Source organism: Streptomyces sp. NPDC002926 (assembly GCF_053591755.1).
In genome coordinates, this window is record NZ_JBSFUK010000041.1 from 1 (window position 1) to 24034 (window position 24034).

At 69.8% G+C, this 24034-nt stretch carries 26 protein-coding genes; 10 read left to right on the plus strand and 16 right to left on the minus strand.

The window, feature by feature from the left end; translation table 11 throughout:
- Positions 1-315: 315 nt before the first annotated feature.
- Positions 316-957, minus strand: a complete 642-nt coding sequence (locus tag ACWDZ6_RS30995; RefSeq protein WP_326649009.1) for a DNA-3-methyladenine glycosylase — start codon at positions 955-957, stop codon at positions 316-318.
- Positions 958-1031: 74 nt separating this feature from the next.
- On the opposite strand from ACWDZ6_RS30995, the gene ACWDZ6_RS31000 reads away from it, so the two are divergent.
- From ACWDZ6_RS31000 to ACWDZ6_RS31010, 3 genes are all read left to right on the plus strand, one after another.
- A complete protein-coding gene (locus ACWDZ6_RS31000) occupies positions 1032-1814 on the plus strand; it encodes a sporulation protein (RefSeq protein ID WP_366733417.1) in 783 nt (260 codons plus the stop codon).
- 45 nt (positions 1815-1859) lie between these two features.
- Positions 1860-2390, plus strand: a complete 531-nt coding sequence (locus ACWDZ6_RS31005; protein ID WP_389184907.1) for a YbhB/YbcL family Raf kinase inhibitor-like protein — start codon at positions 1860-1862, stop codon at positions 2388-2390.
- A 153-nt stretch (positions 2391-2543) separates the two neighbouring features.
- Complete coding sequence (locus ACWDZ6_RS31010) at positions 2544-3053, plus strand: HNH endonuclease (RefSeq protein ID WP_326649012.1); 510 nt, start codon at positions 2544-2546, stop codon at positions 3051-3053.
- Positions 3054-3107: 54 nt separating this feature from the next.
- On the opposite strand, the gene ACWDZ6_RS31015 is transcribed toward ACWDZ6_RS31010, so the two are convergent.
- The 4 genes from ACWDZ6_RS31015 to ACWDZ6_RS31030 all read right to left on the minus strand — a co-directional run bounded on the left by ACWDZ6_RS31015 (position 3108) and on the right by ACWDZ6_RS31030 (position 6303).
- Positions 3108-3875: a sulfite exporter TauE/SafE family protein gene (locus ACWDZ6_RS31015; RefSeq protein ID WP_451505482.1), complete on the minus strand. Its 768-nt coding sequence runs from the start codon at positions 3873-3875 to the stop codon at positions 3108-3110.
- A 59-nt stretch (positions 3876-3934) separates the two neighbouring features.
- Positions 3935-4894 (minus strand): SPFH domain-containing protein, encoded by a 960-nt coding sequence (locus ACWDZ6_RS31020; protein WP_451505483.1) that lies wholly within the window; start codon positions 4892-4894, stop codon positions 3935-3937.
- 93 nt (positions 4895-4987) lie between these two features.
- Entirely contained in the window at positions 4988-5416 is a 429-nt protein-coding gene (locus ACWDZ6_RS31025) for an NfeD family protein (RefSeq protein WP_451505484.1), read from the minus strand.
- Positions 5417-5505: 89 nt separating this feature from the next.
- Positions 5506-6303, minus strand: a complete 798-nt coding sequence (locus ACWDZ6_RS31030; RefSeq protein WP_326649017.1) for an ABC transporter ATP-binding protein — start codon at positions 6301-6303, stop codon at positions 5506-5508.
- A gap of 134 nt (positions 6304-6437) precedes the next feature.
- Here ACWDZ6_RS31030 and ACWDZ6_RS31035 point away from each other — a divergent pair, with 134 nt between their 5' ends.
- Positions 6438-7220 carry a hypothetical protein gene (locus ACWDZ6_RS31035; RefSeq protein ID WP_451505485.1) on the plus strand — a complete coding sequence of 261 codons (783 nt, stop codon included), beginning with the start codon at positions 6438-6440 and terminating at the stop codon, positions 7218-7220.
- A gap of 493 nt (positions 7221-7713) precedes the next feature.
- Here the strand turns inward: ACWDZ6_RS31035 and ACWDZ6_RS31040 are convergent, their stop codons facing one another.
- The 3 genes from ACWDZ6_RS31040 to ACWDZ6_RS31050 all read right to left on the minus strand — a co-directional run bounded on the left by ACWDZ6_RS31040 (position 7714) and on the right by ACWDZ6_RS31050 (position 9911).
- Complete coding sequence (locus tag ACWDZ6_RS31040; protein WP_366733410.1) at positions 7714-7959, minus strand: chaplin family protein; 246 nt, start codon at positions 7957-7959, stop codon at positions 7714-7716.
- A gap of 148 nt (positions 7960-8107) precedes the next feature.
- A complete protein-coding gene (locus ACWDZ6_RS31045) occupies positions 8108-8740 on the minus strand; it encodes a response regulator transcription factor (RefSeq protein ID WP_366733419.1) in 633 nt (210 codons plus the stop codon).
- Positions 8741-8765: 25 nt separating this feature from the next.
- Complete coding sequence (locus tag ACWDZ6_RS31050; protein ID WP_451505486.1) at positions 8766-9911, minus strand: GAF domain-containing sensor histidine kinase; 1146 nt, start codon at positions 9909-9911, stop codon at positions 8766-8768.
- A gap of 183 nt (positions 9912-10094) precedes the next feature.
- On the opposite strand from ACWDZ6_RS31050, the gene ACWDZ6_RS31055 reads away from it, so the two are divergent.
- From ACWDZ6_RS31055 to ACWDZ6_RS31065, 3 genes are all read left to right on the plus strand, one after another.
- Positions 10095-10793 (plus strand): SDR family NAD(P)-dependent oxidoreductase, encoded by a 699-nt coding sequence (locus ACWDZ6_RS31055; RefSeq protein ID WP_451505487.1) that lies wholly within the window; start codon positions 10095-10097, stop codon positions 10791-10793.
- Complete coding sequence (locus tag ACWDZ6_RS31060; RefSeq protein WP_451505488.1) at positions 10790-11857, plus strand: S-adenosylmethionine:tRNA ribosyltransferase-isomerase; 1068 nt, start codon at positions 10790-10792, stop codon at positions 11855-11857. Before ACWDZ6_RS31055 ends, ACWDZ6_RS31060 begins: the two co-directional genes overlap by 4 nt.
- A gap of 276 nt (positions 11858-12133) precedes the next feature.
- The gene (locus ACWDZ6_RS31065; protein ID WP_451505489.1) at positions 12134-12844 is read left to right on the plus strand and encodes a transglycosylase SLT domain-containing protein; all 711 of its coding nucleotides are present in this window, start codon (positions 12134-12136) and stop codon (positions 12842-12844) included.
- 102 nt (positions 12845-12946) lie between these two features.
- Here ACWDZ6_RS31065 and ACWDZ6_RS31070 read toward each other — a convergent pair whose 3' ends face one another.
- A complete protein-coding gene (locus tag ACWDZ6_RS31070) occupies positions 12947-15472 on the minus strand; it encodes an ABC transporter ATP-binding protein/permease (protein WP_389184888.1) in 2526 nt (841 codons plus the stop codon).
- A 233-nt stretch (positions 15473-15705) separates the two neighbouring features.
- On the opposite strand from ACWDZ6_RS31070, the gene ACWDZ6_RS31075 reads away from it, so the two are divergent.
- Both ACWDZ6_RS31075 and serB read left to right on the plus strand, forming a co-directional pair.
- Positions 15706-17334 carry a streptophobe family protein gene (locus ACWDZ6_RS31075; RefSeq protein ID WP_451505490.1) on the plus strand — a complete coding sequence of 543 codons (1629 nt, stop codon included), beginning with the start codon at positions 15706-15708 and terminating at the stop codon, positions 17332-17334.
- A gap of 73 nt (positions 17335-17407) precedes the next feature.
- Positions 17408-18625, plus strand: a complete 1218-nt coding sequence (gene serB / locus ACWDZ6_RS31080) for a phosphoserine phosphatase SerB (RefSeq protein ID WP_326649028.1) — start codon at positions 17408-17410, stop codon at positions 18623-18625.
- A 202-nt stretch (positions 18626-18827) separates the two neighbouring features.
- Here serB and ACWDZ6_RS31085 read toward each other — a convergent pair whose 3' ends face one another.
- From ACWDZ6_RS31085 to ACWDZ6_RS31100, 4 genes are all read right to left on the minus strand, one after another.
- On the minus strand, positions 18828-19379 hold the full coding sequence (locus ACWDZ6_RS31085; RefSeq protein ID WP_366733403.1) for a SixA phosphatase family protein: 552 nt from the start codon (positions 19377-19379) through the stop codon (positions 18828-18830).
- Between the two features lie 73 nt (positions 19380-19452).
- The gene (locus ACWDZ6_RS31090) at positions 19453-19659 is read right to left on the minus strand and encodes a hypothetical protein (protein WP_389184879.1); all 207 of its coding nucleotides are present in this window, start codon (positions 19657-19659) and stop codon (positions 19453-19455) included.
- Positions 19660-19817: 158 nt separating this feature from the next.
- Positions 19818-19934 carry an SGM_5486 family transporter-associated protein gene (locus ACWDZ6_RS31095; protein WP_366733401.1) on the minus strand — a complete coding sequence of 39 codons (117 nt, stop codon included), beginning with the start codon at positions 19932-19934 and terminating at the stop codon, positions 19818-19820.
- 17 nt (positions 19935-19951) lie between these two features.
- Positions 19952-21214, minus strand: coding sequence for a CynX/NimT family MFS transporter (locus tag ACWDZ6_RS31100; RefSeq protein ID WP_451505491.1), 1263 nt, complete (start codon positions 21212-21214; stop codon positions 19952-19954).
- 69 nt (positions 21215-21283) lie between these two features.
- Between ACWDZ6_RS31100 and ACWDZ6_RS31105 the strand changes: the two genes are divergently transcribed.
- A complete protein-coding gene (locus ACWDZ6_RS31105) occupies positions 21284-21970 on the plus strand; it encodes a FadR/GntR family transcriptional regulator (RefSeq protein WP_366733399.1) in 687 nt (228 codons plus the stop codon).
- On the opposite strand, the gene ACWDZ6_RS31110 is transcribed toward ACWDZ6_RS31105, so the two are convergent.
- The 3 genes from ACWDZ6_RS31110 to fabG form a co-directional block, all read right to left on the minus strand.
- Positions 21933-22301 (minus strand): hypothetical protein, encoded by a 369-nt coding sequence (locus tag ACWDZ6_RS31110; protein WP_366733398.1) that lies wholly within the window; start codon positions 22299-22301, stop codon positions 21933-21935. The genes ACWDZ6_RS31105 and ACWDZ6_RS31110 overlap by 38 nt on opposite strands.
- 194 nt (positions 22302-22495) lie before the next feature.
- Positions 22496-23266, minus strand: coding sequence for an enoyl-ACP reductase FabI (fabI, locus tag ACWDZ6_RS31115; RefSeq protein ID WP_351452408.1), 771 nt, complete (start codon positions 23264-23266; stop codon positions 22496-22498).
- A gap of 4 nt (positions 23267-23270) precedes the next feature.
- Positions 23271-23975: a 3-oxoacyl-[acyl-carrier-protein] reductase gene (gene fabG / locus ACWDZ6_RS31120; protein ID WP_366733397.1), complete on the minus strand. Its 705-nt coding sequence runs from the start codon at positions 23973-23975 to the stop codon at positions 23271-23273.
- Positions 23976-24034: the final 59 nt, after the last annotated feature.

Genomic DNA, 24034 nt, shown 5'->3' on the forward strand with positions numbered 1-24034 from the left:
CCACGGACACTGTCCGAGGCTTTCCTCCGGGCGCTTCCCTTCGTGTTTCCAACCTTACCAGATCCTTTTCCCGTTCCGTTTCCGGTTCGGAATTCGATTCCAGTGGCCGTTGGGAGCCTTTCGCCTTTCGGCGTGTTCACTACTTTAGCTGAATCCCCAGGCGACTCATAATCGAGTCATTCGGCTTGGATTACGGCACGCCGAAATCCGACCCGGTTGGGTTTGCATTGAGTAGTGGATGGCCACTTCGGGTTGCTGAACAGCAGGGCCCGTTTCAAGCGGCTCGGGCTACGTTAGGCGTCCCGGCAGGGCGAGTCAAGTTGCCCTGCGGCGCGGCGCATGGGCCCGGTAGGGGCTCACAGTCGGGTCGCCATCGATCCAGAACCGCCAGGGGTGGTGGGCGCCTTCACCGCCCACTCCCGTGCGCGGGCCACTGCGCACCTGGTCAGAGCGCGGCGCGGTACCGGGGAACAGGGACAGTGGAGCCGGCGGGCCGACGCAGAGGTCGGTGCCGTTCAGGTCGCGATCGACGTCGAGGGCCGTGGCCAGGCGGGCAGGGCCTTTGGCCAGTTCCTTGTCGCTACGGGCCGAGAACCGACGTTTACGTGCGAGGTCGGCGCCCACTCGGATCTCACCGGCGCGCAGGAGGATCCCGCTCGCCCTGCCTTCCGGGCCGCACACCACATTGAGGCAGTGCCACATGCCGTAGGTGAAGTAGACGTACGCATGGCCGGGCGGACCGAACATCACGTCGTTGCGCGTGGTACGCCCGCGGTAGGCGTGGGAGCCGGGGTCGACATCGCCCGCGTACGCCTCTACTTCGGTAAGACGCACCTCGAGTGGGCCGTCGTCGGTGAGGCGTGTCAGGGTGCAGCCAAGGAGCTCGGGGGCGACCTCCAGTACTGGGCGGTCGAAGAACTCCCGCGGCAGCGGCGTACGGTCGGGGCTCTCGATCATGGCGTACGAGCCTAGCGGGGAACCGACTACGGTCGTCGCGCGTATGTAGGGGTCAGGACCAAGAAGGAGTGGACATGGGCTTCAAGAGGCTGCTTGCGAGCATGGGCGCCGGCGGTGCTTCCGTGGAGACGGAGCTGACCGAGGCGAACGTCGTGCCCGGCGGTGTGGTGCAGGGCGAGGTGCGCATCCAGGGCGGCTCGGTGGACCAGCAGATCGAGGGGCTCTCCGTCGGTCTGCAGGCGCGGGTCGAGGTCGAGGGTGGTGACCAGGAGGTCAAGCAGGACATCGAGTTCACGAAGCAGCGGCTCGGTGGCGCCTTCGAGGTGAAGGCGGGGGCCGTGCACGTCGTGCCGTTCGGGCTCGAGATTCCGTGGGAGACCCCGGTCACGAGCATCGCCGGGCAGCAGCTGCGCGGGATGAACATCGGTGTGACGACGGAGCTGGAGATCGCGCGGGCGCTGGACTCGGGCGACCTGGACCCGATCAATGTGCACCCGCTGCCGGCGCAGCAGGCGATCCTGGACGCCTTCATCGGGCTGGGCTTCCGTTTCAAGAGCGCGGACATGGAGCGCGGGCACATCCGCGGTACCCGGCAGCGGCTGCCCTTCTACCAGGAGATCGAGTTCTTCCCGCCGCAGCAGTACCGCGGGCTGAACCAGGTCGAGCTCACGTTCGTCGCGGACGACCGCGAGATGGACGTCATCCTCGAGATGGACAAGAAGCCGGGGCTGTTCAGCGAGGGCAGTGACTCGTACAAGGCCTTCAGGGTGGGTCACCACGACTTCCAGTCGACCGACTGGGCGGCGTACCTCAACCAGTGGCTCGCCGATGTCGGTGGGCGCCGTAACTGGCTCTAGGCTCGGATGCGGCAGGACAGGACAGCCGAAATCGGAGGTTCAGACGTGACCGAGCCCAAGAGGGCGCCGCTCCCGCACGACTTTCATCCGGCGGTGCCGTCGTTCACGGTGGTGAGCGATGACATCGAGCCGGGGTCGGTGCTGAAGGACGCCCAGGTCCACTCGGCGGGCAACACCTCACCGCAGCTGCGGTGGGAAGGCTTCCCGGCGGACACCAAGAGCTTCGCCGTGACGTGCTTCGATCCGGACGCGCCGACGGGCAGCGGCTTCTGGCACTGGGTGCTCTTCGACATCCCGGCGTCGGTCACCGAGCTGCCGGCGGGTGCGGGCAGCGGGAAGTTCGAGGGGCTGCCCGAGGGCGCCCTCCAGGTCCGTAACGACTTCGGGTCGAAGGACTTCGGCGGCGCGGCTCCGCCGGCCGGTGAGAACCACCGCTATGTCTTTACGGTGTACGCGGTGGACCGTGCGAAGCTCGGGCCCGGCGCGGATGTCTCGGCGGCCGCCGTCGGCTTCAATCTGCGGTTTCACACGCTGGCCCGTGCGCAGCTGATCGCTGAGTACGAGGGCCCCGCCTAGCTCAGCGTTCTTTTGTTGTTTGCCCTGCCCTGGTCTTGGAGAGATCAGGGCAGGGCATCTTTTATTGCGTTGTCCATCTCGGCGCGCCCGGCCAAAGTTGATCCAAGCCCAACGCCCGCAATGGGCTGGGCCGGCAATCGGGAGGTGGGCGAGATGCGGGACACGCTGGTACTGAATGCGAGCTTCGAGCCGCTGTCGACAGTGACACTCAACCGTGCGGTCGTGCTGGTCCTGCAGGACAAGGCCGTCGTCGAGCAGGCCCACCCCGGACTCCGTGTGCGTGCGGCCGAGGTCGATCTTCCGGTGCCCCGGGTGATCAGGCTCTGCCGCTATGTCAGGGTGCCTTTCCGAAGACAGGCGCCGTGGTCGAGGCGGGGTGTGCTGGTACGGGACCAGCACCGGTGCGCGTACTGCGGCAGGCGTGCCACGACGGTGGACCACGTGGTGCCGCGGTCGCACGGCGGTGCGGACAGCTGGCTGAATACGGTCGCGTCCTGTGCCGAGGACAATCACCGCAAAGCGGACCGTACGCCGGAGCAGGCGGGGATGCCGCTGCTGCACGAGCCGTTCATACCGTCTCCGGCGGACGCGATGCTGCTCGGGATGCGGGCCGGTGAGCGGTCGGAGCTGCCGCAGTGGCTGGCGGCGCTGCCGGCCGCGTAGCACCCGAGCAGTCTGTACGAGGCCCGCCTTCGCTGGGAGGCGGGCTTTCCTGCGTCAGCGCAGCAGCAGTTGGACGATGGCGACGCTGCCGACCACCACGATCAGTACGCGCAGCGCGGTCGGCGGGAGGCAGCGGCCGATCTTGGCGCCGAGCTGGCCGCCGATGGCCGAGCCGACCGCGATCAGCAGGACCGCCGTCCAGTCGAAGTCCGCGACGAAGAGGAAGAAGAGCGCGGCGATGCTGTTGACGACGGCGGCGAGGACGTTCTTGGCGGCGTTGAGGCGCTGCAGGGTGTCGTCGAGCAGCATGCCCATCAGGGACAGGTAGATGATTCCCTGGGCGGCGGTGAAGTAGCCGCCGTAGACGCTGGCGATCAGCAGTCCGACGAACAGGAGCGGGCCGCCGTCGGGGTGGGCGTGGCTGCCATTGCGGTCGCGGCGGCGCTGAACGGCCTTGGTGATGCGCGGCTGGAGGATCACCAGAGTGAGGGCGAGCGCGACCAGTACGGGCACGATCGTCTCAAAGGCCGTCGAGGGGAGCAGCAGGAGCAGCAGGGCCCCGCTGATGCCGCCGATCGCGGCGGCGATGCCCAGACGCAGCAGGCGGCTGCGCTGGCCGGTGAGTTCGGCGCGGTAGCCGATGGCGCCGCTGACCGAGCCGGGGATCAGGCCGAGGGCGTTGGAGACGGTGGCGGTGACCGGGGGCAGGCCGGTGGCGAGGAGCACCGGGAAGGTGATCAGTGTGCCTGAGCCGACGATGGTGTTGATGGTGCCGGCGCTGATGCCCGCGGCGAAGACGGCGAGCATCTCCCAGATGGTCACGCTGTGCCCCTCGATGATCGGTGCCGGATGCACCGATCATGCCTGAGGGGACTCCGGGGTCAGTCGATGGGGGGCTGTTCGCGGCGTTCCGTGCCGTTGCCGCCGCCGGAGTTCCCGGTTCCGGAGCCGCCGCCCATGCCGGCCATCGGGTTGAAGCTGCCCATGGCGCCGCTCAGCCCCTTGAGCGCGTCGCCGATCTCGCTGGGCACGATCCAGAGCTTGTTGGCGTCGCCCTCGGCGATCTTCGGGAGCATCTGGAGGTACTGGTAGGCGAGAAGCTTCTGGTCCGCGTCGCCGGCGTGGATGGACTCGAAGACCGTACGAATGGCCTGGGCCTCACCCTCGGCGCGCAGCGCGGCCGCCTTGGCCTCGCCTTCGGCGCGCAGGATCGCGGACTGCTTCTCACCTTCGGCGGTGAGGATCTGCGACTGCCGGATGCCCTCGGCGGTGAGGATCGCGGCGCGCTTGTCACGGTCGGCGCGCATCTGCTTCTCCATCGAGTCCTGGATGGAGGTGGGCGGCTCGATCGCCTTGAGCTCGACGCGATTGACGCGGATGCCCCACTTGCCGGTGGCTTCGTCGAGCACGCCGCGCAGGGCCGCGTTGATCTCCTCGCGGGAGGTCAGGGTCCGCTCAAGGTCCATGCCACCGATGATGTTTCGCAGGGTGGTGACCGTGAGCTGCTCGATCGCCTGGATATAGCTGGCGACTTCGTATGTGGCGGCGCGGGCGTCGGTCACCTGGTAGTAGATGACGGTGTCGATGTTGACCACCAGGTTGTCCTGGGTGATCACCGGCTGCGGCGGGAAGGGGACGACCTGCTCGCGGAGGTCGATGCGGTTGCGGATCGAGTCTATGAACGGGACGACAATGTTCAGGCCCGCGTTGAGAGTTCGGGTGTAGCGCCCGAAGCGCTCGACGATGGCGGCGCTGGCCTGTGGGATGACCTGGATCGTCTTGATCAGGGCGATGAAGACCAGCACCACCAGAATGATCAGGACGATGATGATCGGTTGCATCGAGTTCCCTGTGCCCTTCGCTGCCGGATGATTCTGATGATCGAGTTTCCCAGAACACGGGCTGATGTGGGGGGTGTTCGGCTTCCCTGTTTGTCACATGACCACGGCGGTTGCTCCGTCGATCTCGACGACGTCGACCTGTTGGCCCGCCTCGTACGACATGGCCGCGTCGAGTGCGCGTGCGGACCACACCTCACCGGCGAGTTTGATCCGGCCGCCGCTGCCGTCGACCCGTTCCAGGACGAGGGCCTGACGGCCCCTCAGCGCGTCGACGCCGCTGGCGAATTGAGGGCGCTGGGAACGGTGCCGGGTGGCGATGGGGCGTACAACGGCGATGAGTGCGACGGAAACCACGGCGAAGACGAGCACTTGGGCCACCGTGCCGCCGCCGAGCGCGGCGACGACGGCCGCGGCCACCGCTCCGGCGGAGAGCATGCCGAATTCGGGCATCGCTGTCAGCACGAGCGGAATGCCCAGTCCGACCGCGCCGATCAGCCACCACACCCATGCGTCGATGTCCACGTCGTCATGGTAGGTCCGCCGGTCGCGGTGGGGACAGGGGGCGAGAGAAGGGGCGAGATCGGGTCAGCCGCCCGGGCCGGGGCCGGAGTTCAGCCGAGCGGGAGGCCCTGTGCGGTCCAGCGCTCGTTGTTCTGCTCGACGACCAGCGGGAGGCCGAAGCAGAGCGAGAGGTTGCGGGAGGTCAGCTCGGTCTCCATGGGACCGGCGGCCAGCACTTTGCCCTGACGGATCATCAGGACGTGGGTGAAGCCCGGGGCGATCTCCTCGACATGGTGCGTCACCATGATCATGGAGGGGGCGTACGGATCGCGGGCGAGGCGGCCGAGGCGGCGGACCAGGTCCTCGCGGCCGCCGAGGTCGAGGCCGGCGGCCGGCTCGTCGAGGAGCAGCAGCTCGGGGTCGGTCATCATCGCGCGGGCGATCAGCGTCCGCTTGCGCTCCCCCTCGGAGAGCGTGCCGAACTTGCGCTCCAGGTACTCGGTCATGCCGAGGCGGTCGAGGAAGGCGCGGGCGCGCTCCTCGTCGACGGCGTCGTAGTTCTCGTGCCAGGTGGCTGTCATGCCGTAAGCGGCGGTGAGCACCGTCTGAAGCACGGTCTGGCGCTTGGGCAGCTTCTCGGCCATGGCGACGCCCGCCATGCCGATACGGGGGCGGAGCTCGAATACATCGACACCGGCGGTGCCGAGCCGCTCGCCCAGAATCCTGGCCGTACCGGAGGTCGGGAAGAGGTAGCTGGAGGCGATGTTGAGGAGGGTGGTCTTACCGGCGCCGTTGGGGCCGAGGATCACCCAGCGCTCACCTTCCTTGACCGACCAGGAGACGTCATCCACCAGAGCGCGTCCGTCGCGGACCACGGATACGTCCACCAGCTCCAGTACATCGCTCATGAGCGCGTTGTCTCCCCATGCAATCGTCTTGAGGTATTGGGGGCGATTTATGCACCTGTGGGCACAGCTCCCAGGGAAAACCTACGCCACGGCCAGGTGCCCCGGTCGCCCGGTCCGGTCCCTAGGCTGGGTCCATGCTTTCCGAACCACGCTCAGGACGGCTGGCCGCATGGGGAAATGCCCTGTTGGCCGGATTTGTATCGCCGGATGACGCGGCACTCGCCATCGTCGGCGACGACGCGGTGCACCGGGTGGAGGAGTTGCCGGGCGAGGCGGGCCCGGTCGGGCTCACGCTTGCGCTGGGGCGGCTGCGGGCGCTCGGGGTGACCGGATACCGGGTCGCGCTGCCCGCGCCGGGTCATCCGCTGGGGCTCAGCGGGCCGCCGGAGTTCAACGCGCAGGCGCTCGACGCGGAGGAGGCGGTCATCGCTTCGGGCGCCGCGTACGGGCTGGTGCCCGAGGTCTCCGAGGCCGGGCCGGCGGGTGATCTGCATGTGGAGGTCGTCTGGCACTGCCTGCCGGTGCGGGAGGCGCCGCCCGCGGATGTCCCGTCGCTCGGCGAGGCGGAGCGTGAGCTGGCGGAGGCGCTGCGGGACGCGACGGAGGTGCTGTCGCGGCTGGACGTGGCGGCGTCGGGGCCGGTGGCGGAGGCGGCGATCGACGCGTACCGGGCGCGGGCGGAGCGTGGTGCGGGCGAGACCCTGGCACCCGGGTATCCGCCGCGGGCGGTACGGGTGTTGGAGCTGGCGCAGCGGGTCGGGCTGCTGATCTCGGTGGCGTACGAGAACGGACACGGCGGGGCGGTGAGCGCGTCCGAGATGGCGGCGAGGGGCGAGGCGCTGCGCCCGGTGGAACGGGTGGCGAGACGGGCCCAGGTGGCGGCGTACAACGCGTACGTGGAGGAACGCGAGCGGTGAGCCTCCGGCAGGGTGCGGGTGTCTCGTCGCCCGGGCCCGGGAGTGCGGGCTGCCTCCGGCGGGGGTCTCGTCGGGTGCGGGCGCTTCTTGCCCGGGATACGGCGCCTTGTCCGCCCGGGCGCGCGTTGCGGCGGCCCGGGAGGCGGGGCACTCGTTGCCCCGACCCGGGCGTGCGGGGTCTGATTGCCCCGGCCCGGGGTACGGGCTCTCGTCGGGTGCGGGCTCCGGTGCCCCTCCGGGTCGGCGGCGTACAGGGTCTCGGTGCGTGACCCGGGTTTTGCCCCCAATCCCCCGCGGTTCGCCGGGCCCCTCCCCACCAGGACGGGACTCGCTCGGGCCGTTGGGGGGTCGGCGGTTCGCCGGAGGAAACCACCCACGGACAGCAACCACCAACGCCCCGGGCCCACCTCAACCACATGACCGAGTAGTAAGGGGACCGGCCCCCAGGCGGTGCCTGGGGGCCGGTGGTCACTGCTCGGTCGTGGGGAACCGGTCAGCCGTTGTAGCCCTCGTTGCCGAACGCCGGGTTCAGGGCGCCGATCACGTTGACGGTGTTGCCGACGACGTTCACCGGAACGTGGACCGGGACCTGCACCAGGTTGCCGGAGGCAACGCCCGGGGACCCGATGGCCTGGCCGTGGGCGTGCGCACCGGTGGTGGCGGACGCCACACCCGAGCCGGCGGCGACGAGGCTGCCGGCGATCATGGTGAGGGCAGCGGCCTTCTTCAGGTTCTTCACTTCGAAATCCTCCTGAGCTTCGCTGCGGCCGGCCGCCGCAGCACGCCATGAAGAACGGCCGTGAGTCGATCAGGATGCGCCGTACGGGTGACATACACCCGACGGTATGAATCTCAGATCTGAATTTGGACGTTCCGCCTGGCCGGTTTCAGCCCGCCAGACCGTGCCGTACGGCCCACAGCGCCGCCTGGGTGCGATCCGCCAGATCCAGCTTCATCAGAATGTTCGAGACATGCGTCTTGACGGTTTTCTCGGACAGGACGAGCGCCCGGGCGATCTCCCGGTTCGACCGGCCGTCGGCGATCAGGCCCAGTACCTCCCTCTCCCGTTCGGTGAGGGTGCTGCCCCGGCCCGTGCCATTGCCCAGGTCGTCCTGCGAGAGCAGCGCGCCCGCGACCTCCGGCTGCAGCAGCACATGGCCCGCGTGCACGGAGCGGATCGCGCGGGCCAGCGCCTCCGGGTCGACGTCCTTGTAGACGTAACCCGAGGCACCCGCGCGCAGGGCGGGGACGACGGTGCGCTGTTCGGTGAAGCTGGTGACGATCAACACCTTGGCGGGGTTCGACAGTTCACGGAGCTTACGCAGGGCGTCGATGCCGTCCATCCCGGGCATCTTGACGTCCATCAGCACGACGTCCGGCTTCAGCTCCTCGGCGCGGGCGACACCCTCGGCACCGTCCGCCGCCTCGCCCACGACCTCTATGTCGTCCTGGATCTCGAGGAAGGTGCGCAGTCCTCGCCGTACCACCTGATGGTCGTCGACCAGCAGCACACGGATCATCCCGGTCTTCGCGTGGGGCGCGGCCTCAGCCACCGGGCACCTCCATCTCGATCGTGGCGCCCTTTCCGGGCGCCGATTCCACGGTGAGCCTTCCGCCCACCCCGTTCGCCCGGTCCCGCATCGAGACCAGTCCCAGATGGCGGCCGGCCCGGCGGACCGTCCTCGGCTCGAACCCCTTGCCGTTGTCGGTGACGCGGAGGACCGCACCCTGGCCGCGGCGGGCCAGGACCACGTCGACCTCGTCGGCGCCGGAGTGCCGCAGCGCATTGTGCAGGGCCTCCTGGGCGACCCGGAGCAGGGCCTCCTCCTGGGCGGCCGGCAGCGCTCGGACACCGCAGCTGTCGAAGGTGACCACGGCGGTGTGCGCGCGGTCGAGAACCTGGATGTGCGTACGGAGCGTGTTGACCAGTCCGTCCTCGTCGAGGGCGGCGGGGCGCAACTCGACCACGGCGGCGCGCAGTTCGTCCGCGGCCTCCGCGGCGAGCACGGCGACCTGCTGGAGCTCGCCCTTGGCGCGGGCCGGGTCGCGGTCCACCAGTGCGGCGGCCGCCTGGGCGGTCAGCCGCAGCGAGAAGAGCTTCTGGCTCACCGCGTCGTGCAGCTCATGGGCGAGGCGGGTGCGTTCCTCGGCGATGGTGAGCTCGCGGCTGCGCTCGTAGAGCCGGGCGTTGGTCAGGGCTATCGCGGCGTGCTGGGCGAGGATGGAGAGCAGCTCCTCGTCCTCGGCGGTGAAGCCGCAGCCGCCATCGGGCTTGGGGCACCGCTTGTTCGCCAGGAAGAGCGCGCCGATGGTCTCGTCGCCGTCCTTGATCGGCAGGCCGAGGAAGTCGGACATGTCCGGGTGGGCGGACGGCCAGCCCTCGAAGCGCGGGTCCTTGCGGACATCCGCGAGGCGCTCCACCTTCGCGTCGCGGAGCATCGAGGCGAGGATGCCGTGCTGCCGCGGGAGCGGGCCGATCGCCTTCCACTGCGCGTCACTGACGCCGTCGACCACGAACTGGGAGAAGCCGCCGTGGTCGTCCGGCACGCCCAGCGCCGCGTACTCGGCGTCGAGGAGCTCGCGCGCCGAGGCGACGATCGTCTTCAGCACGTCACGCACCTCGAGATGCCTGCTCATCGCGAGGAGCGCGGTGCTCACGGCGGCGATGCCGGAGCTCGGTCGGTGACTCATGAACTCACCGTACCGGCGGGGTGTGACGGTCCGGATCGGGCCGGAGACGGCTACTGCCTAGGGCTCAGGTCGTAGGTCGAAATCCCTTGGCGGATGGGGTCCCGCGTACGACGCGGCGGGCAGGGCCGCCTTCCTACGTTGGTGGCACCGACGCGGAGCAAGCGGAACAAGGGGATGGACATCATGCCGGTAGCGGTGATCACTGGGGCTTCGAAGGGCTTGGGGCGCGCACTTGCGTCTGCTCTCGCCCAGCAGGGCTGGGATCTGGTGCTGGGGGCCAGGACCGGGAGCGTCCTGGAGGAGAGTGCGCGTCGCATCGGCGCGGCGCGGGGCACGCGGGTGGTGGCGGTGGTGGGGGATGTCACCGATGCCGGACACCGCAAGGAGCTGCTGGCCACGGCACGCGAGCTCGGCGGTCTCGACCTGCTGGTGAGCAATGCGAGCGCGCTGGGGGCGGAGCCGCTGGTGCGGCTGGACGCGTTGCCGCTGGAGGGGCTGCGGGCGGCGCTGGAGACCAATGTGGTCGCCGCGCTCGGACTCGTACAGGAGGCGCTGCCGATGCTGCGGGCCTCCGGGGCGGGCACAGTGATCGCGGTCAGCTCGGACGCGGCGGCGGAGGCGTACGAGACCTGGGGCGGCTACGGAGCCTCGAAGGCGGCGCTAGACCATCTCGCGGCGGTCCTCGCCGTCGAGGAGCCGGAGCTGCGGGTGTGGACGGTGGACCCGGGCGATATGCAGACAGATCTGTACGCGGCCGCGGTACCGGGCGACGACGACCCGCGCCCGGCGCCGGAGACGGTGGTGCCGGGGTTCCTCCGGCTGCTGGAACAGCGGCCCGTCAGCGGTCGGTACGCGGCGCCCTCGCTGCTGGATGCGCGATGAAGGTGCTGGGGTCGCTGTGGGTGCCCGAGGAACTGTCGGCCCGGGTGCCTGCCGAGGAGCGCGGATCGGGTCGGGACGACGTACGGCTGATGGTCTCGCGCGGGACGCAGGTGTCCCATCACGCCTTCCGTGACCTTCCCGGGCAGCTCCGGGCCGGGGATGTCCTGGTGGTCAATACGTCGGCCACGCTGCCGGCGGCGGTCAATGGCCGGGTCGGCGGCGAGGCGGTCGTCGTGCACTTCTCGACGCGCGGGGACGACGGACGGTGGGCGGTGGAGCTGCGCCGTCCGGACGGTGCGGGCAGCACTCTGCCGCGCGCCGGGGGGCCGGCAGGTGCGGTCGTACGGCTTCCCGGTGGCGGGCAGCTCGTACTTCAGGAGCCGCTCGCGCCGGGCGCCGACCGGCTGTGGTGGGCGTCGGTGCCGGTGGGGGTGCCGGAGCTGCTGTCCCGGTACGGCAGGCCGATCCGGTACCGGTACACGACACGGGACCAGCCGCTGGCCGCGTATCAGACGGTCTTCGCGCTCCCCTCCCCCGACGGCGCCGGATCGGCGGAGATGCCGAGCGCCGCCCGTCCCTTCACGGCGCCGCTGGTGGCGGAGCTGGTGAGCCGGGGCGTGCAGTTCGCACCGATCACGCTGCATACGGGGGTGGCGTCGGCTGAGGCGCACGAACCGCCGTACCCGGAGCCTTTCGAGGTGCCCGCGACGACGGCGTGGCTGGTCAATGCCGCGCGGGCGGGCGGCGGGCGGATCGTGGCGGTCGGTACGACGGCGGTCCGAGCCCTGGAGTCGGCGGCGGGTCCGAACGGGGTGGTGCGGGCGGCCTCGGGGTGGACCGATCTGGTCATCACGCCTGGGCGCGGCGTGCACGCGGTGGACGGGCTGCTGACCGGGCTGCATGAGCCGCAGGCCTCGCATCTGCTGATGCTGGAGGCGATCGCCGGGCAGGCGGCGCTGTGCCGCGGTTATGCCGAGGCACTGCGCCATCTCTACCTCTGGCACGAGTTCGGCGACGTGCACCTCGTGCTTCCCGATGAGGGCGCTCACTCTTTGCATTACTGAAGCAGCGCATCGTGAGATCGCGGGGGGCTCCATGTGAGCCCCCCCATAGGACCCACATCACTTACGAACCTCTCTAGTGGATACAAATAGGGCATCCGACCCGTACCGAGCGGAAAAAATGGGACATTGCGGCTCTCGGGCCTACTATTCGGGGTCGTACGTCACACCTTTGCCAGACCATTTTGCTGCCGCTAAGAATTGCGGACGTCGCCGCCGAGGAGCGCAGCGCCGCCCCGGCCTGATGCGACTTTCCGCTATTCGAAGAGGTACGCCTGTATGTCCGCGTTCAGCACCCGCCTGACCAAGACCACCAACAAGGTCTCGATCGCCGGTATCGCCGCCGCTGCCGTCGCCGCCCTCACGTTCTCCCTCGTCCCGGGTAACGCCTCCGCCGGTACCCAGACCGAGGCTCTCGCCGCCGCCCCGATGGCGTGGAGCACCGGGACCGACGCCGCCCGGACGACCGCTGTCCACGCGAGCATCGTCAAGCAGCAGTCGGTCGTCGAGGCCAAGGCCGAGGCCGACGCCGCGGCGAAGGCCAAGGCCGCTGCTGCCGCCAAGGCCAAGGCCGAGGCCGCTGCCAAGAAGAAGGCGGCCCAGGCCGCCGCCAAGAAGCGTGCGAAGCAGCAGGCCGCCAGCCGCGCCGCTGCCCGCAAGCCGATCTACGCCAACAACCTTGACGGCTGGATCCGCGAGTCGCTCGACATCATGAAGAAGCACAAGATCCCCGGCTCGTACGAGGGTCTGCACCGCAACATCATGCGTGAGTCCAGCGGCAACCCGAAGGCCATCAACGGCTGGGACATCAACGCGATCAACGGTGTCCCGTCGATCGGCCTGCTGCAGGTCATCAAGCCGACGTTCGACGCGTACCACGTCGCCGGTACCCCGCACAGCCAGTACGACCCGGTCGCCAACATCACGGCCGCGGCCAACTACGCCGCCGACAAGTACGGCTCGATCGACAACGTCGACAGCGCCTACTGAGTCGACGCCTCCACTGAGCAGCACCGGAGGGTCTGACAGCTACGCCCAAGGGCGGCACCCCACTGCGGGTGCCGCCCTTGGGCGCGTACGCGTGCACATGCGCTACTTGCGCATGACCTCCGGCTCGTGGCGGCGCAGCAGTCGCGCGACCGCGACGCCGCACACGACGCCGATGGCAAGCAGGATCGTGATGTTCAGGCCCCACTGGCCCGCCGAGTGCTCCCACAGCGGATCCAGGTCGGTGGGCTTGTTCGGGTCCCACGGCGGCATCAGATGCGACAGGTCGAGCGTCGCACCCGCGCCGGCGATGGCCCACCGGGACGGCATCAGCCAGGCGAACTGCTCCAGGCCGGGCGAACCGTAGACCTGGAAGAGAATGCCGGTGAAGACGACCTGGACTATGGCGAACATGACCAGCAGCGGCATGGTCTTCTCGGCGGTCTTCACCAGCGAGGAGATGACCAGGCCGAACATCATCGAGGTGAAGCCCAGCGCGATGACCACGAGGCAGATCTCGACGGCCGGAGGCATGACCAGGCCCTCTGCGGGCAGGTCGCGGGTGGCGAAGCCGATGCCGCAGATGATGACGCCCTGGATGGCCGTGATCACGCCGAGGACGATCACCTTGGACATCAGATACGCCGAGCGGGCCAGGCCGGTGGCCCGTTCCCGTTCGTAGATGACCCGTTCCTTGATCAGTTCTCGTACCGAGTTGGCCGCGCCGGAGAAGCACATGCCGACCGCGAGGATCAGCATGATCGTGCCTGCGTCGCCGTTGAACCTGCTCGGCGGCGTGGGCGGCGCGAGGCCGAACTTCGCCGGAATGACGACGCTGACCAGGCCCAGGACCGCGGGAAGGATCACCATCAGGCCGATGAAGCCCTTGTCGGACGCGATGACCGAGGAGTAGCGGCGGATCAGCGTCCACAGCTGGGAGCCCCAGCTCTGCGGCTTGGGCGGGCGCATCTGCTGCGGCGGCGGCATGTGCACCGACTGCGCGGCGACGGCGTCGATGTCCGCGGCGTACATCTGGTAGTGCTGCGAACCGCGCCAGCGGCCGGCCCAGTCGTAGTCCCGGTAGTTCTCGAACGCGGAGAAGACGTCGGCCCATGTCGTGTAGCCGAAGAAGTTGAGCGCTTCCTCCGGCGGGCCGAAGTACGCCACCGAACCGCCGGGGGCCATGACGAGGAGCTTGTCGCAGAGCGCGAGCTCGGCCACCGAGTGGGTGACCACCAGGACCGTACGGCCGTCGTCGGCCAGGCCGCGGAGCAGCTGCATCACGTCGCGGTCCATGCCCGGGTCGAGGCCGGACGTCGGCTCGTCCAGGAAGATCAGCGACGGCTTGGTCAGCAGCTCGAGGGCGACCGAGACGCGCTTGCGCTGGCCACCGGAGAGCGAAGTGACCTTCTTCTCCTTGTGGATGTCGAGCTTGAGCTCGCGCAGCACCTCGTCGATACGGGCCTCGCGCTCGGCCTCGGCGGTGTCGCCGGGGAAGCGGAGCTTGGCCGCGTACTTGAGCGCCTTACGGACGGTGAGCTCCTTGTGCAGGATGTCGTCCTGCGGAACCAGTCCGATGCGCTGGCGCAGTTCGGCGAACTGCTTGTAGAGGCTGCGGTTGTCGTAGAGGACATCACCCTGGTTGGCGGGCCGGTAGCCGGTGAGCGCCTTGAGCAGGGTGGACTTGCCGGATCCCGAGGGGCCGATGACGCCGATCAGCGACTTCTCCGGTACGCCGAAGGAGACATCCCGCAGGATCTGCTTGCCGCCGTCGACCGTCACTGTCAGGTGACGGGCGGAGAAGGAGACTTCGCCGGTGTCGACGAACTCCTCGAGCCGGTCGCCGACGAGACGGAACGTCGAGTGGCCGACACCGACGATGTCGTTCGGGCCGATCAGTACGGTGCCGGACTTGGCTATCGGCTGACCGTTGACATACGTGCCGTTGTGGGATCCGAGGTCGCGGATCTCGAAGCGGCCGTCGGGCGTCGCCACGAACTCGGCGTGGTTGCGCGAGACCTGGAGGTCGGAGACGACCAGTTCGTTCTCGAGCGCACGGCCGATACGCATCACCCGGCCGAGGGCCAGCTGATGGAACGTGGTCGGGCTGCGGTCCCCGTACACCGGCGGAGCCCCCGCGACACCGCCCGCGCCGCCCCCGCCGCCGGGTCCCTGCTGATGCGGGACCTGCGCCTGAGGTGGCTGCTGCTGCCAGCCCTGCTGCGGCTGTTGAGCCGGAGCCTGCTGCTGCCAGCCCTGCTGCGCCTGCTGGACCGCCTGCTGCTGGGGCGCGGCGCCCTGGGCGCTGTACGCGCCCGCGCCGGCCGCGGCTCCGGAGAGATTCAGCCGGGGGCCGTCGGTCGCATTGCCCAGATGTACCGCCGAGCCGGGGCCGATCTCCATCTGATGGATCCGCTGACCCTGCACGTATGTGCCGTTGGTGCTGCCGTGGTCCTCGATCACCCAACTGCGGCCGCCCCAGCTGATGCTGGCGTGCCGCCACGAGACCCTGGCGTCGTCGATCACCAGGTCGCCCTGCGGATCACGTCCGAGGGTGTATGACCTGGACGGATCGAGGGTCCAGGTCCTTCCGTTCAATTCCAGTACGAGTTCCGGCACTCCATGCCCCACTAGTTGTCCCCCGAGTTACCCCCATCACGGGGAGTCTAGGGATGGCGAACATCGTGAGGAACTATTTCAGGCGCGATCCCGTATCCGAAAGTCGGGCTATGTGAAGACCGCGTCCGGGCTGACCGTTGACGGAGGAGAAACACCCACGGAGAGTGGTAACCACCCATGAGTGCGTACGGATCATGCGCGACTGGGGGCAACTGGGGCAAACCCAGAGGGATCGGGGGGTCCGGATGGATGCGAGCGGCAGTGGCGACCGGGTGCGCTGGGGCGATGTGCTGCTCGCGTCAATAGCCGCGGTGAGCTGGGCACTGGTCGGGATGGCCGGTGCCGCGGCGCTCGGCCTGCACCTGCTGGGCGCGGATTCCGCGGCGTCGCTCGGGCCGATGACGGCGGCCGTCGTGGTGCTCGCGGCGGGCGGATCGGTCACTCCGACAGGTGATGTGTCCGTGTTCGGGCTGGAAGGTGCCCAGGCGCGGACCACCGTCGAGATCACGCCACTTGGGGTGGGGCTCGTCGGGGCGTTGCTCCTTGCGTACTTCTTCCTACGCTCGCTGCGTGGTGCCGGGCCGTACATCTCGGGGACCGAACTCGCCGCGCGGGTGGGCGGGGTGGTGACTCTCTTCGTCGCGACGGTCGGCGGCTTGGCGTGGGCAGGTCACGACGTCATCACGATCGACGGAGGGAAGCTGGGGCTCGGCCTCGACAAGGTGCCGGGCGCGGGCGGTGGCGGAGGCGGCATCGAAGTGCCGGGCCTCGGCGACATCGGCGATATCGGAGGGCTGTTGCCCGACCGGCTCGGGGATCTGGTGGACGCCAAGGCGGCGGTGGGATTCAGCGTGAACACCGCGGATTCGCTGGCGGGCGCGCTGCTCTGGGTGCTCGGCGTGCTGGCGATCGCGCTCCTGGCGTCACGGCACACGCCACTGCCGGGCGGGGCGGCGTGGGCGGCGCTGCGGCGGACGGTGCGGCCGGCCGCGTCCGCGATGGCGAGCGCGCTGCTCCTCGCGGTCCTCGCGGGGTACGCGGCGGCGGCATACGCCGCGATCGGCGACGACCACCCGAAACGGATCGCGGGCGCGGCGCTGCTCGGGGCACCGAACGGCGTATGGCTCGGGATTCCGCTGGGGCTGTTCGTGCCGTGGGACGGTGAGGCGAAGGGCGAGCTGGCGAAGCTGCTGCCCGATCCGCTGGACGAACTGCTGCGGGTCTCGGCGGACGAGCCTGCCACGGTCGGCAGGCTGGCGGAGCTGGACGGGCGGGTGTGGCTGCTGGCGGTCGCGGCGGCGCTGCTGATGCTGTACGCCGGGGTGCTGGCGGCGTCCCGCACGCCGGTGGGCGGCCTGGGTGCGGCGGGGTTCGCGGGGCGGTGCGCGGTACGGCTGGGCGGGGTGACGGCGCTGACGCTGCCGCTGCTCGTACGGCTGACGGACGTCTCGGCGGACGCTTCGCTGTCGGTCCTGGGCGTCGACGCGTTCGGCGCCGGAATCGAGCTGCACGGGCAGCTGGGCATGGCGCTGCTGCTCGGGGCTGCGTGGGGTGCGGCGACGGGCGGGGTGGGTGCGCTGCTGGTGTACGCGACGCGGGGTGGTGGCCGGGCGGAGGTTCCCGTTCCCGGGCAGGAGCTGGAGCGTGCCCCGGGTCCGCAGCAGCTCCCGGGGCCGTACCGGCCGATGGCGCCGTACCGGCCGTCGAACGACGACACGAACCCGTATCTGCGCCCGCCGCCCGGGATCCACGGCGCGCCGACGATGGTGGGCCCGGTGCCACCGCCCCCGCCACCCCCGCCGCCGCATCGCACCGCCCCCGCCGACCCCGAGGAGGGCCCGCCGGCGCCCGGTACCCCGAGGAGCGGCCGCTGAGCCCGGGTGAGCCTGTCCGCTACTCGGGACGCGCCGTCTCGGCACGGCGTCCGCCAGATACGGTGGAGGCACCATGAGCGCACCGCAGAACTCCGACGTCCCCACCCTTCTCGTCAAGATCTTCGGGAAGGACCGTCCCGGGATCACCGCCGGGCTCTTCGACACACTCGCCGCCTACTCCGTCGACGTGGTCGACATCGAGCAGGTGGTCTCCCGTGGCCGCCTCGTCCTGTGTGTCCTGGTCACCGCGCCGACCGCCGGCGGGACCACCGAGGGCGAGCTGCGGGCCACCGTGCACAGCTGGGCCGAGTCGCTGAAGCTGGAGGCCGAGATCATCTCCGGCACCGGCGACAACCGGCCCCGCGGGAGTGGCCGTTCTCATGTCACCGTGCTCGGAAATCCGCTCACCGCGGAGTCGACCGCCGCCATAGCGGCCCGCATCGCTGCCATCGGCGGCAACATCGACCGTGCCTTCCGGCTCGCCAAGTATCCGGTCACCGCGGTGGAGTTCGCGGTGTCCGGTACGGAGACCGAGCCGCTGCGTACCGCGCTGGCGACCGAGGCCGCCGAGATCGGCGTCGACGTGGCGGTCGTATCGGCCGGACTGCACCGGCGGGCCCAGCGTCTGGTCGTCATGGATGTGGACTCGACGCTCATCCAGGACGAGGTCATCGAGCTGTTCGCGGCGCACGCCGGCTGCGAGGACAAGGTCGCCGAGGTCACCGCCGCCGCGATGCGCGGGGAGCTGGACTTCGAGCAGTCCCTGCACGCCCGCGTGGCCCTGCTGGCCGGCCTCGACGCGTCGGTCGTGGACAAGGTACGGGCGGAGGTCAGGATGACCCCCGGCGCCCGGACCCTGATCCGTACGCTCAAGCGGCTCGGCTACCAAGTGGGCGTTGTGTCGGGCGGGTTCACGCAGGTCACGGATGACCTCAAGGTCCGTCTCGGGCTGGACTTCGCCTCGGCGAACACGCTGGAGATCGTGGACGGGAAGCTCACCGGCCGGGTCGTCGGCGAGATCGTGGACCGCGCGGGCAAGGCCAGGCTGCTCCGCCGGTTCGCCGCCGAGGCCGGAGTGCCGCTCGCGCAGACCGTCGCGATCGGCGACGGTGCGAATGATCTGGACATGCTCAACGCCGCAGGCCTCGGCGTCGCCTTCAATGCCAAGCCGGTCGTCCGCCGGGCCGCCCACACCGCGGTCAATGTGCCCTTCCTGGACACGGTTCTCTACTTGCTGGGAATCACTCGCGAAGAGGTCGAGGCGGCCGACGGCGAGGGCGAGGAGCACTGACCGGCCGCGGTACGCGGCCGACGTACAAGGCCCCGGCGCGGGATCCGCGCCGGGGCTGTTTCACGTGCCAGGGCCCTTCACGCAGTGCGGCGGGGCTGTTTCACCCAGCGGGGCCGTCTCCGCGCGGGAGCGTGCTCACGCGAAGGGGTCGGCCCGCGTGCGGCGGCCGCGTACGGCGGCCGGCGGACGCGCGGGGCAGGGGTCAGTCGTGCGGCGCCCAGTAGTCGAGCAGCGTGCCCACGCCGTGCTCCACGGACTTCCAGGAGCCGCTGAAGCCGACGATCGCGTACCCCGCGGTCGGAAAGCCGCTGTGCGTCATCCGCGCCAGCGCGTCACCCTCGACCTTGCCGGCGAGGGCGTCGGCGAGCGCGTGGATCCCGGGGTTGTGGCCGATGACGAGAAGGTCGTTCACCTCGTCCGGAGTCTCGGCCAGCAGCGCGAGAAGATCGCCGAGAGATGCCTCGTACAGCCGCTCCTCGTACACCGTCCTGGGGCGGTGCGACATCTCGTGCACAGCCAGCTTCCAGGTCTCGCGGGTTCTGATCGCGGTCGAGCACAGAGCCAGGTCGAAGGCGATACCGGTGTCGGCGAGCCTGCGGCCGGCCACAGAGGCTTCCATGCGCCCCCGGTCGGCGAGCGGGCGCTCATGGTCGGACACCTGTGGCCAGTCGGCCTTCGCATGCCGGAGGAGGACGATCCTGCGGGACTCGGGAGATCCGGGGGGTGTCCCCTCGGAAGACACAGCGGCGCTCATGCACCCCAGCTTCGCATGAAATGAGCCAGCGGGCGCAGGGCGTTGACCGGCTCCCCCACGAAGGGTGAGTCCGTCAGCGGGACAGGGTCTGCTGGATGCGGTCGATCAATTGGCCGACTGCCGGGTCGCCGCCCGCGGCGTGCGCCTGGCCCGGGTCCGCGATCAGCAGAAGCAGTACGACGAAGGCGAGCATGGGCAGTGCGAGTGCCCACCACGGCAGCCGGATGTCGACGCTGCCCGCAGCCTTGGCGTGGGGCCGGGTGTGCGTATGGGCCGACATGGCCGCCTCCGTAGGTCTGCGGTTTGTTGCCTCAAACCTACGGATCACGTGCTCGCGGGCCCATCCGGTGACCCACCCACTTCACCCTGAGCCTGACCCCCTAGGGGTTGCTGGTGCCAGCCCCACCATCGGGCTGCGGACGCAGTCCAACGCCCCTGTCAGGGTGAGGCGATGGACGCGATCACGGCGATCACCACGGTGATGGCGATCATCACGCCGAACACGTAGAGGAGCTTTTTCTGGCCATTCGGGGGATTCGGGTCGAGCACAGGCATGGTGCCAGTCTCGCACCTCAGCATTCGTCCTCGATCGTCCGGTCCCGGCCGGCCAGGACGCCGACGGCGATCTGCGGCACGATCAGCCCCGCCATCAGCGCGATCGGCAGCCCCCAGCCGCCGCTGTGCTGGTAGAGCATGCCCACCAGCAGTGGTCCGGGCATGGAGATCAGATAGCCGGTGGACTGCGCGAAGGCCGAGAGCCGTACGACGCCGGTGCCGGTCCTCGACCGCATGCCGATCATGGTGAGGGCGAGCGGGAAGGCACAGTTGGAGATGCCCAGCAGCAGCGCCCAGGCCCACGCTCCGGCGGCCGGCGCCAGGAACAGGCCCGCGTACCCGGTCAGTCCGCACAGGCCGAGGGCGACGACGATCGGGCCCTGGGTCCTCATCCGGGTGGCCAGCCGCGGGATGGCGAAGGCGAGCGGCACACCCATGGCCATGGTCACGGCGAGCAGCACACCGGCCTTGCCGGCCGGGACCCCCGCGTCACGGAAGATCTGCGGCATCCAGCCCATGGTGATGTACGCGCCGGTGGCCTGGAGGCCGAAGAAGCAGCCGAGCGCCCATGCGGTGGGGCTGCGGGTGATCCGCGGGGTCCGGGCGCCCTGGACAGGTGTGGCCGCAGCGCTCCGCGCGGCCGCGCCGCGGTCGCGGACGAGGCCGGCCCAGGGCAGTACGGCGAGGGCGGCGAGGACCGCCCAGACACCGAGGCCGACCCGCCAACTGCCGCCCAGCGCCTCGGTCATGGGCACGGTCGTGGCCGCGGCGGCGGAAGTGCCGAGCGCCAGCGCCATCGAGTAGAGCCCGGTCATGGGGCCGACGCGTTCGGGGAAGTACCGCTTGACGATCACCGGCATCAGGACGTTGCCGACGGCGATGCCCATGAGGGCGAGCGCGCTGGCGGCGAGGAAGCCGGCCGTGCCGCCCGCAAAGGGCCGGATCAGCAGCCCGGTCGCGATGGCGGCCATGCCCGCGCAGACGACGGCGCCGGCGCCGAAGCGGCGGGCGAGCCGCGGTGCCGCGATCCCGAAGAGCGCGAAGCACAGCGTCGGTACGGAGGTGAGGACGCCGGCCACGGTGCCGCTCATGTGCAGCCCCACGCGCGCCTCTTCGAGGAGCGCGCCGAGGCTGGTGATGGCGGGGCGGAGATTGAGTGCAGCGAGGACGATGCCGACGACCACCAGCCGGGTGAGCCGGGCCGCGGGCCGTGAGGCCGGCGTTTCCACGGCGGTACGGTCGGTCGTGGCGGGGCTCAGCGTCCAGGTCTCGTCGGGCATGAAACCATCATAGAATCATGGGATGATTGGTTGTCCAATCCTGTACGAGTCTTGGGCACAAGGAGCACTATGGCGCTGACCTCTCCCCGGCGTTCCGCACTGTCCGACCAGGTGATCGCTCAGTTGCGGAACCAGATCACCTCGGGCGAGTGGCCGGTCGGTTCACGGATCCCCACCGAGCCGGAACTGGTCGAACAGCTGGGCGTGGCCCGCAACACCGTCCGCGAGGCGGTCCGCGCGCTCGCGCACAACGGGCTCCTGGACATCCGGCAGGGCTCGGGGACATATGTCGTGGCGACGAGCGAGCTGGCCGGCGTCATGCACCGCCGCTTCGCGGACGCCGACCCCCGGCATATCGCCGAACTGCGCTCCACCCTGGAGTCCTCGGCCGCCAGGCTGGCCGCCGAGCGGCGTACGGAACGCGATCTCAAGCAGCTGGACACGCTCCTCGCCCGTCGCGAGGAGGCGTGGACCACGGGGGACGCGGAGGAGTTCGTCACCGCGGACACGACATTCCATCTGGCGGTGGTGGCCGCCTCGCACAATGAGGTGCTGACCGAGATCTACGCAGACCTGGGCGATCTGCTCCGGGACTGGCTGCGCGACGACGTCGGCAGGGAACTGCGCCCGGAGAACCATATGGACCACGCCCGGATGGTCGAGGCGATCCGCGCGGGTGACGGCGATGCGGCGGCCACGGAGGCGGCGAGCTACCCGTTCATGTGCCTGCGGGATCCCGCAGGGGCTGGTGGCTGACCCAGACCGTGCTCACCTCCTTCCAGCAGCGGTCGGTGAGTTCTATGTAGCCGGCCGGCCCTATCTCGACGGGCGCGCTGTCGGAGTCGACGTCCCACCAGCGCTCGCACTCGATGTGCAGCCGGACGCGGTCGGTCTGGGGATACGGGTTGTGGCAGTAGGCGGTGGCCCGGGAGCCGTCGACGACGGTGGTGCAGTCGGCCCTGAAATCCCGTGGCTCGGACCGGGGCTTCGAGTCGTCACGGGGCGGCTGGGAAACGGCGCTCGGCGCTGCCCACAGCAGGGCCGTCACCGTGGTCAGTACGGAGGCGAAGCACCAGGTCGTACGCACAAGCAGAACCTCCTCGGCCGTACTGCGGCCGGAATAGCCGCGGCTGCACCACAAGGGGGATTGCCTCTCCAGCATCGCCTTCCCGGCGGTACGCCGCGCGCTCCGGGGGCCCGAACGGGCGACGCCCCGCTCCCCGCACAGAGCGGGAAACGGGGCGTCGTCCTCATGCGAGAGCGATTCTCGTACGAGAGGGGTCAGGCACCCATCATGTGCACGCCACCGTCGACGTGGACGATCTCGCCGGTCGTGCGCGGGAAGAAGTCCGAGAGCAGACCGACGACCCCGCGGCCGGCCGGGTCCGGGTCGGCCAGGTCCCAGCCGATCGGGGCGCGGTGGTTCCACACGTCCGCGAGCTCCTCGAAGCCCGGGATGGACTTCGCGGCAATCGACTTGATCGGGCCGGCCGCGATGAGGTTGCAGCGGACGTTCTTGGCGCCGAGGTCGCGGGCGAGGTAGCGGTTGGTGGACTCCAGGGCCGCCTTGGCCACGCCCATCCAGTCGTACTTCGGCCAGGCGATCGTCGCGTCGAAGGTGAGGCCGACAATCGAACCGCCGCGCTTCATCAGCGGGAGGCATGCCATGGCCAGCGACTTGTAGGAGTACGCCGAGACCTGGACGGCCGTCGAGACGTCCTCCCAGCCGGCTTCGAGGAAGTTGAACGCGCCCTGCGGGCCGAAGGCGATCGAGTGCACGACGCCGTCGAGGCCGGAGTCGTCGCTGGAGTGCTCACGGATCTTGTCCGCGAGGCCGTCCAGGTGCTCCTGGTTGGTGACGTCCATCTCGATGACCGGGGCGGGCTTCGGCAGCCGCTTGGCGATGCGCTCGACGAGTGAGAGCCGGCCGAAGCCGGTGAGGATGACCTCCGCGCCCTCCTCCTGGGCCACCTTGGCGGCGTGGAAGGCGATGGACCCCTCGGTGAGGACGCCCGTAACGAGAATGCGCTTGCCGGCGAGGATTCCACTCATGTGATCAGTGACCCATGCCCAATCCGCCGTCAACGGGGATGACGGCTCCAGTGATGTACGAGGCGTCGTCGGAGGCGAGGAAGCGCACCGTGGCGGCGATCTCCTCCGGCTGCGCATAGCGGCCGAGCGGCACCTGCGAGACGATGCCCGCGCGCTGCTCGTCCGTGAGCACCTTGGTCATGTCGGTGTCGACAAAACCGGGTGTGACGACATTGAACGTGATGTTCCGCGAGCCGAGCTCACGGGCGAGGGAGCGGGCGAAGCCGATGAGCCCGGCCTTCGAGGCGGCATAGTTCGCCTGCCCTGCCGAGCCCAGCAGGCCGACCACGGAGGAGATCAGCACCACGCGGCCCTTCTTGGCCCGCAGCATGCCGCGGTTGGCACGCTTCACGACCCGGAAGGTGCCCGTGAGGTTGGTGTCGAGGACGGTGGTGAAGTCCTCCTCGGACATCCGCATCAGGAGCTGGTCCTTGGTGACACCGGCGTTGGCCACCAGCACCTCCACCGGACCGTGCTTCTCCTCGATCTCCTTGTAGGCCTGCTCCACCTGCTCGGTGTCGGTGATGTCGCACTTGACGGCGAGAAAACCGGCCGGCGGCTCGCCGGAGCGGTACGTGATCGCGACCTTGTCGCCGGCATCGGCGAACGCGCGGGCGATGGCGAGGCCGATGCCCCGGTTTCCTCCGGTGACGAGAACCGAGCGGCTCAACGGATCACCCTTTCGATATGCGGTCTGGTACCTCGAAAACCTATCGGTCCCGCCCGCCT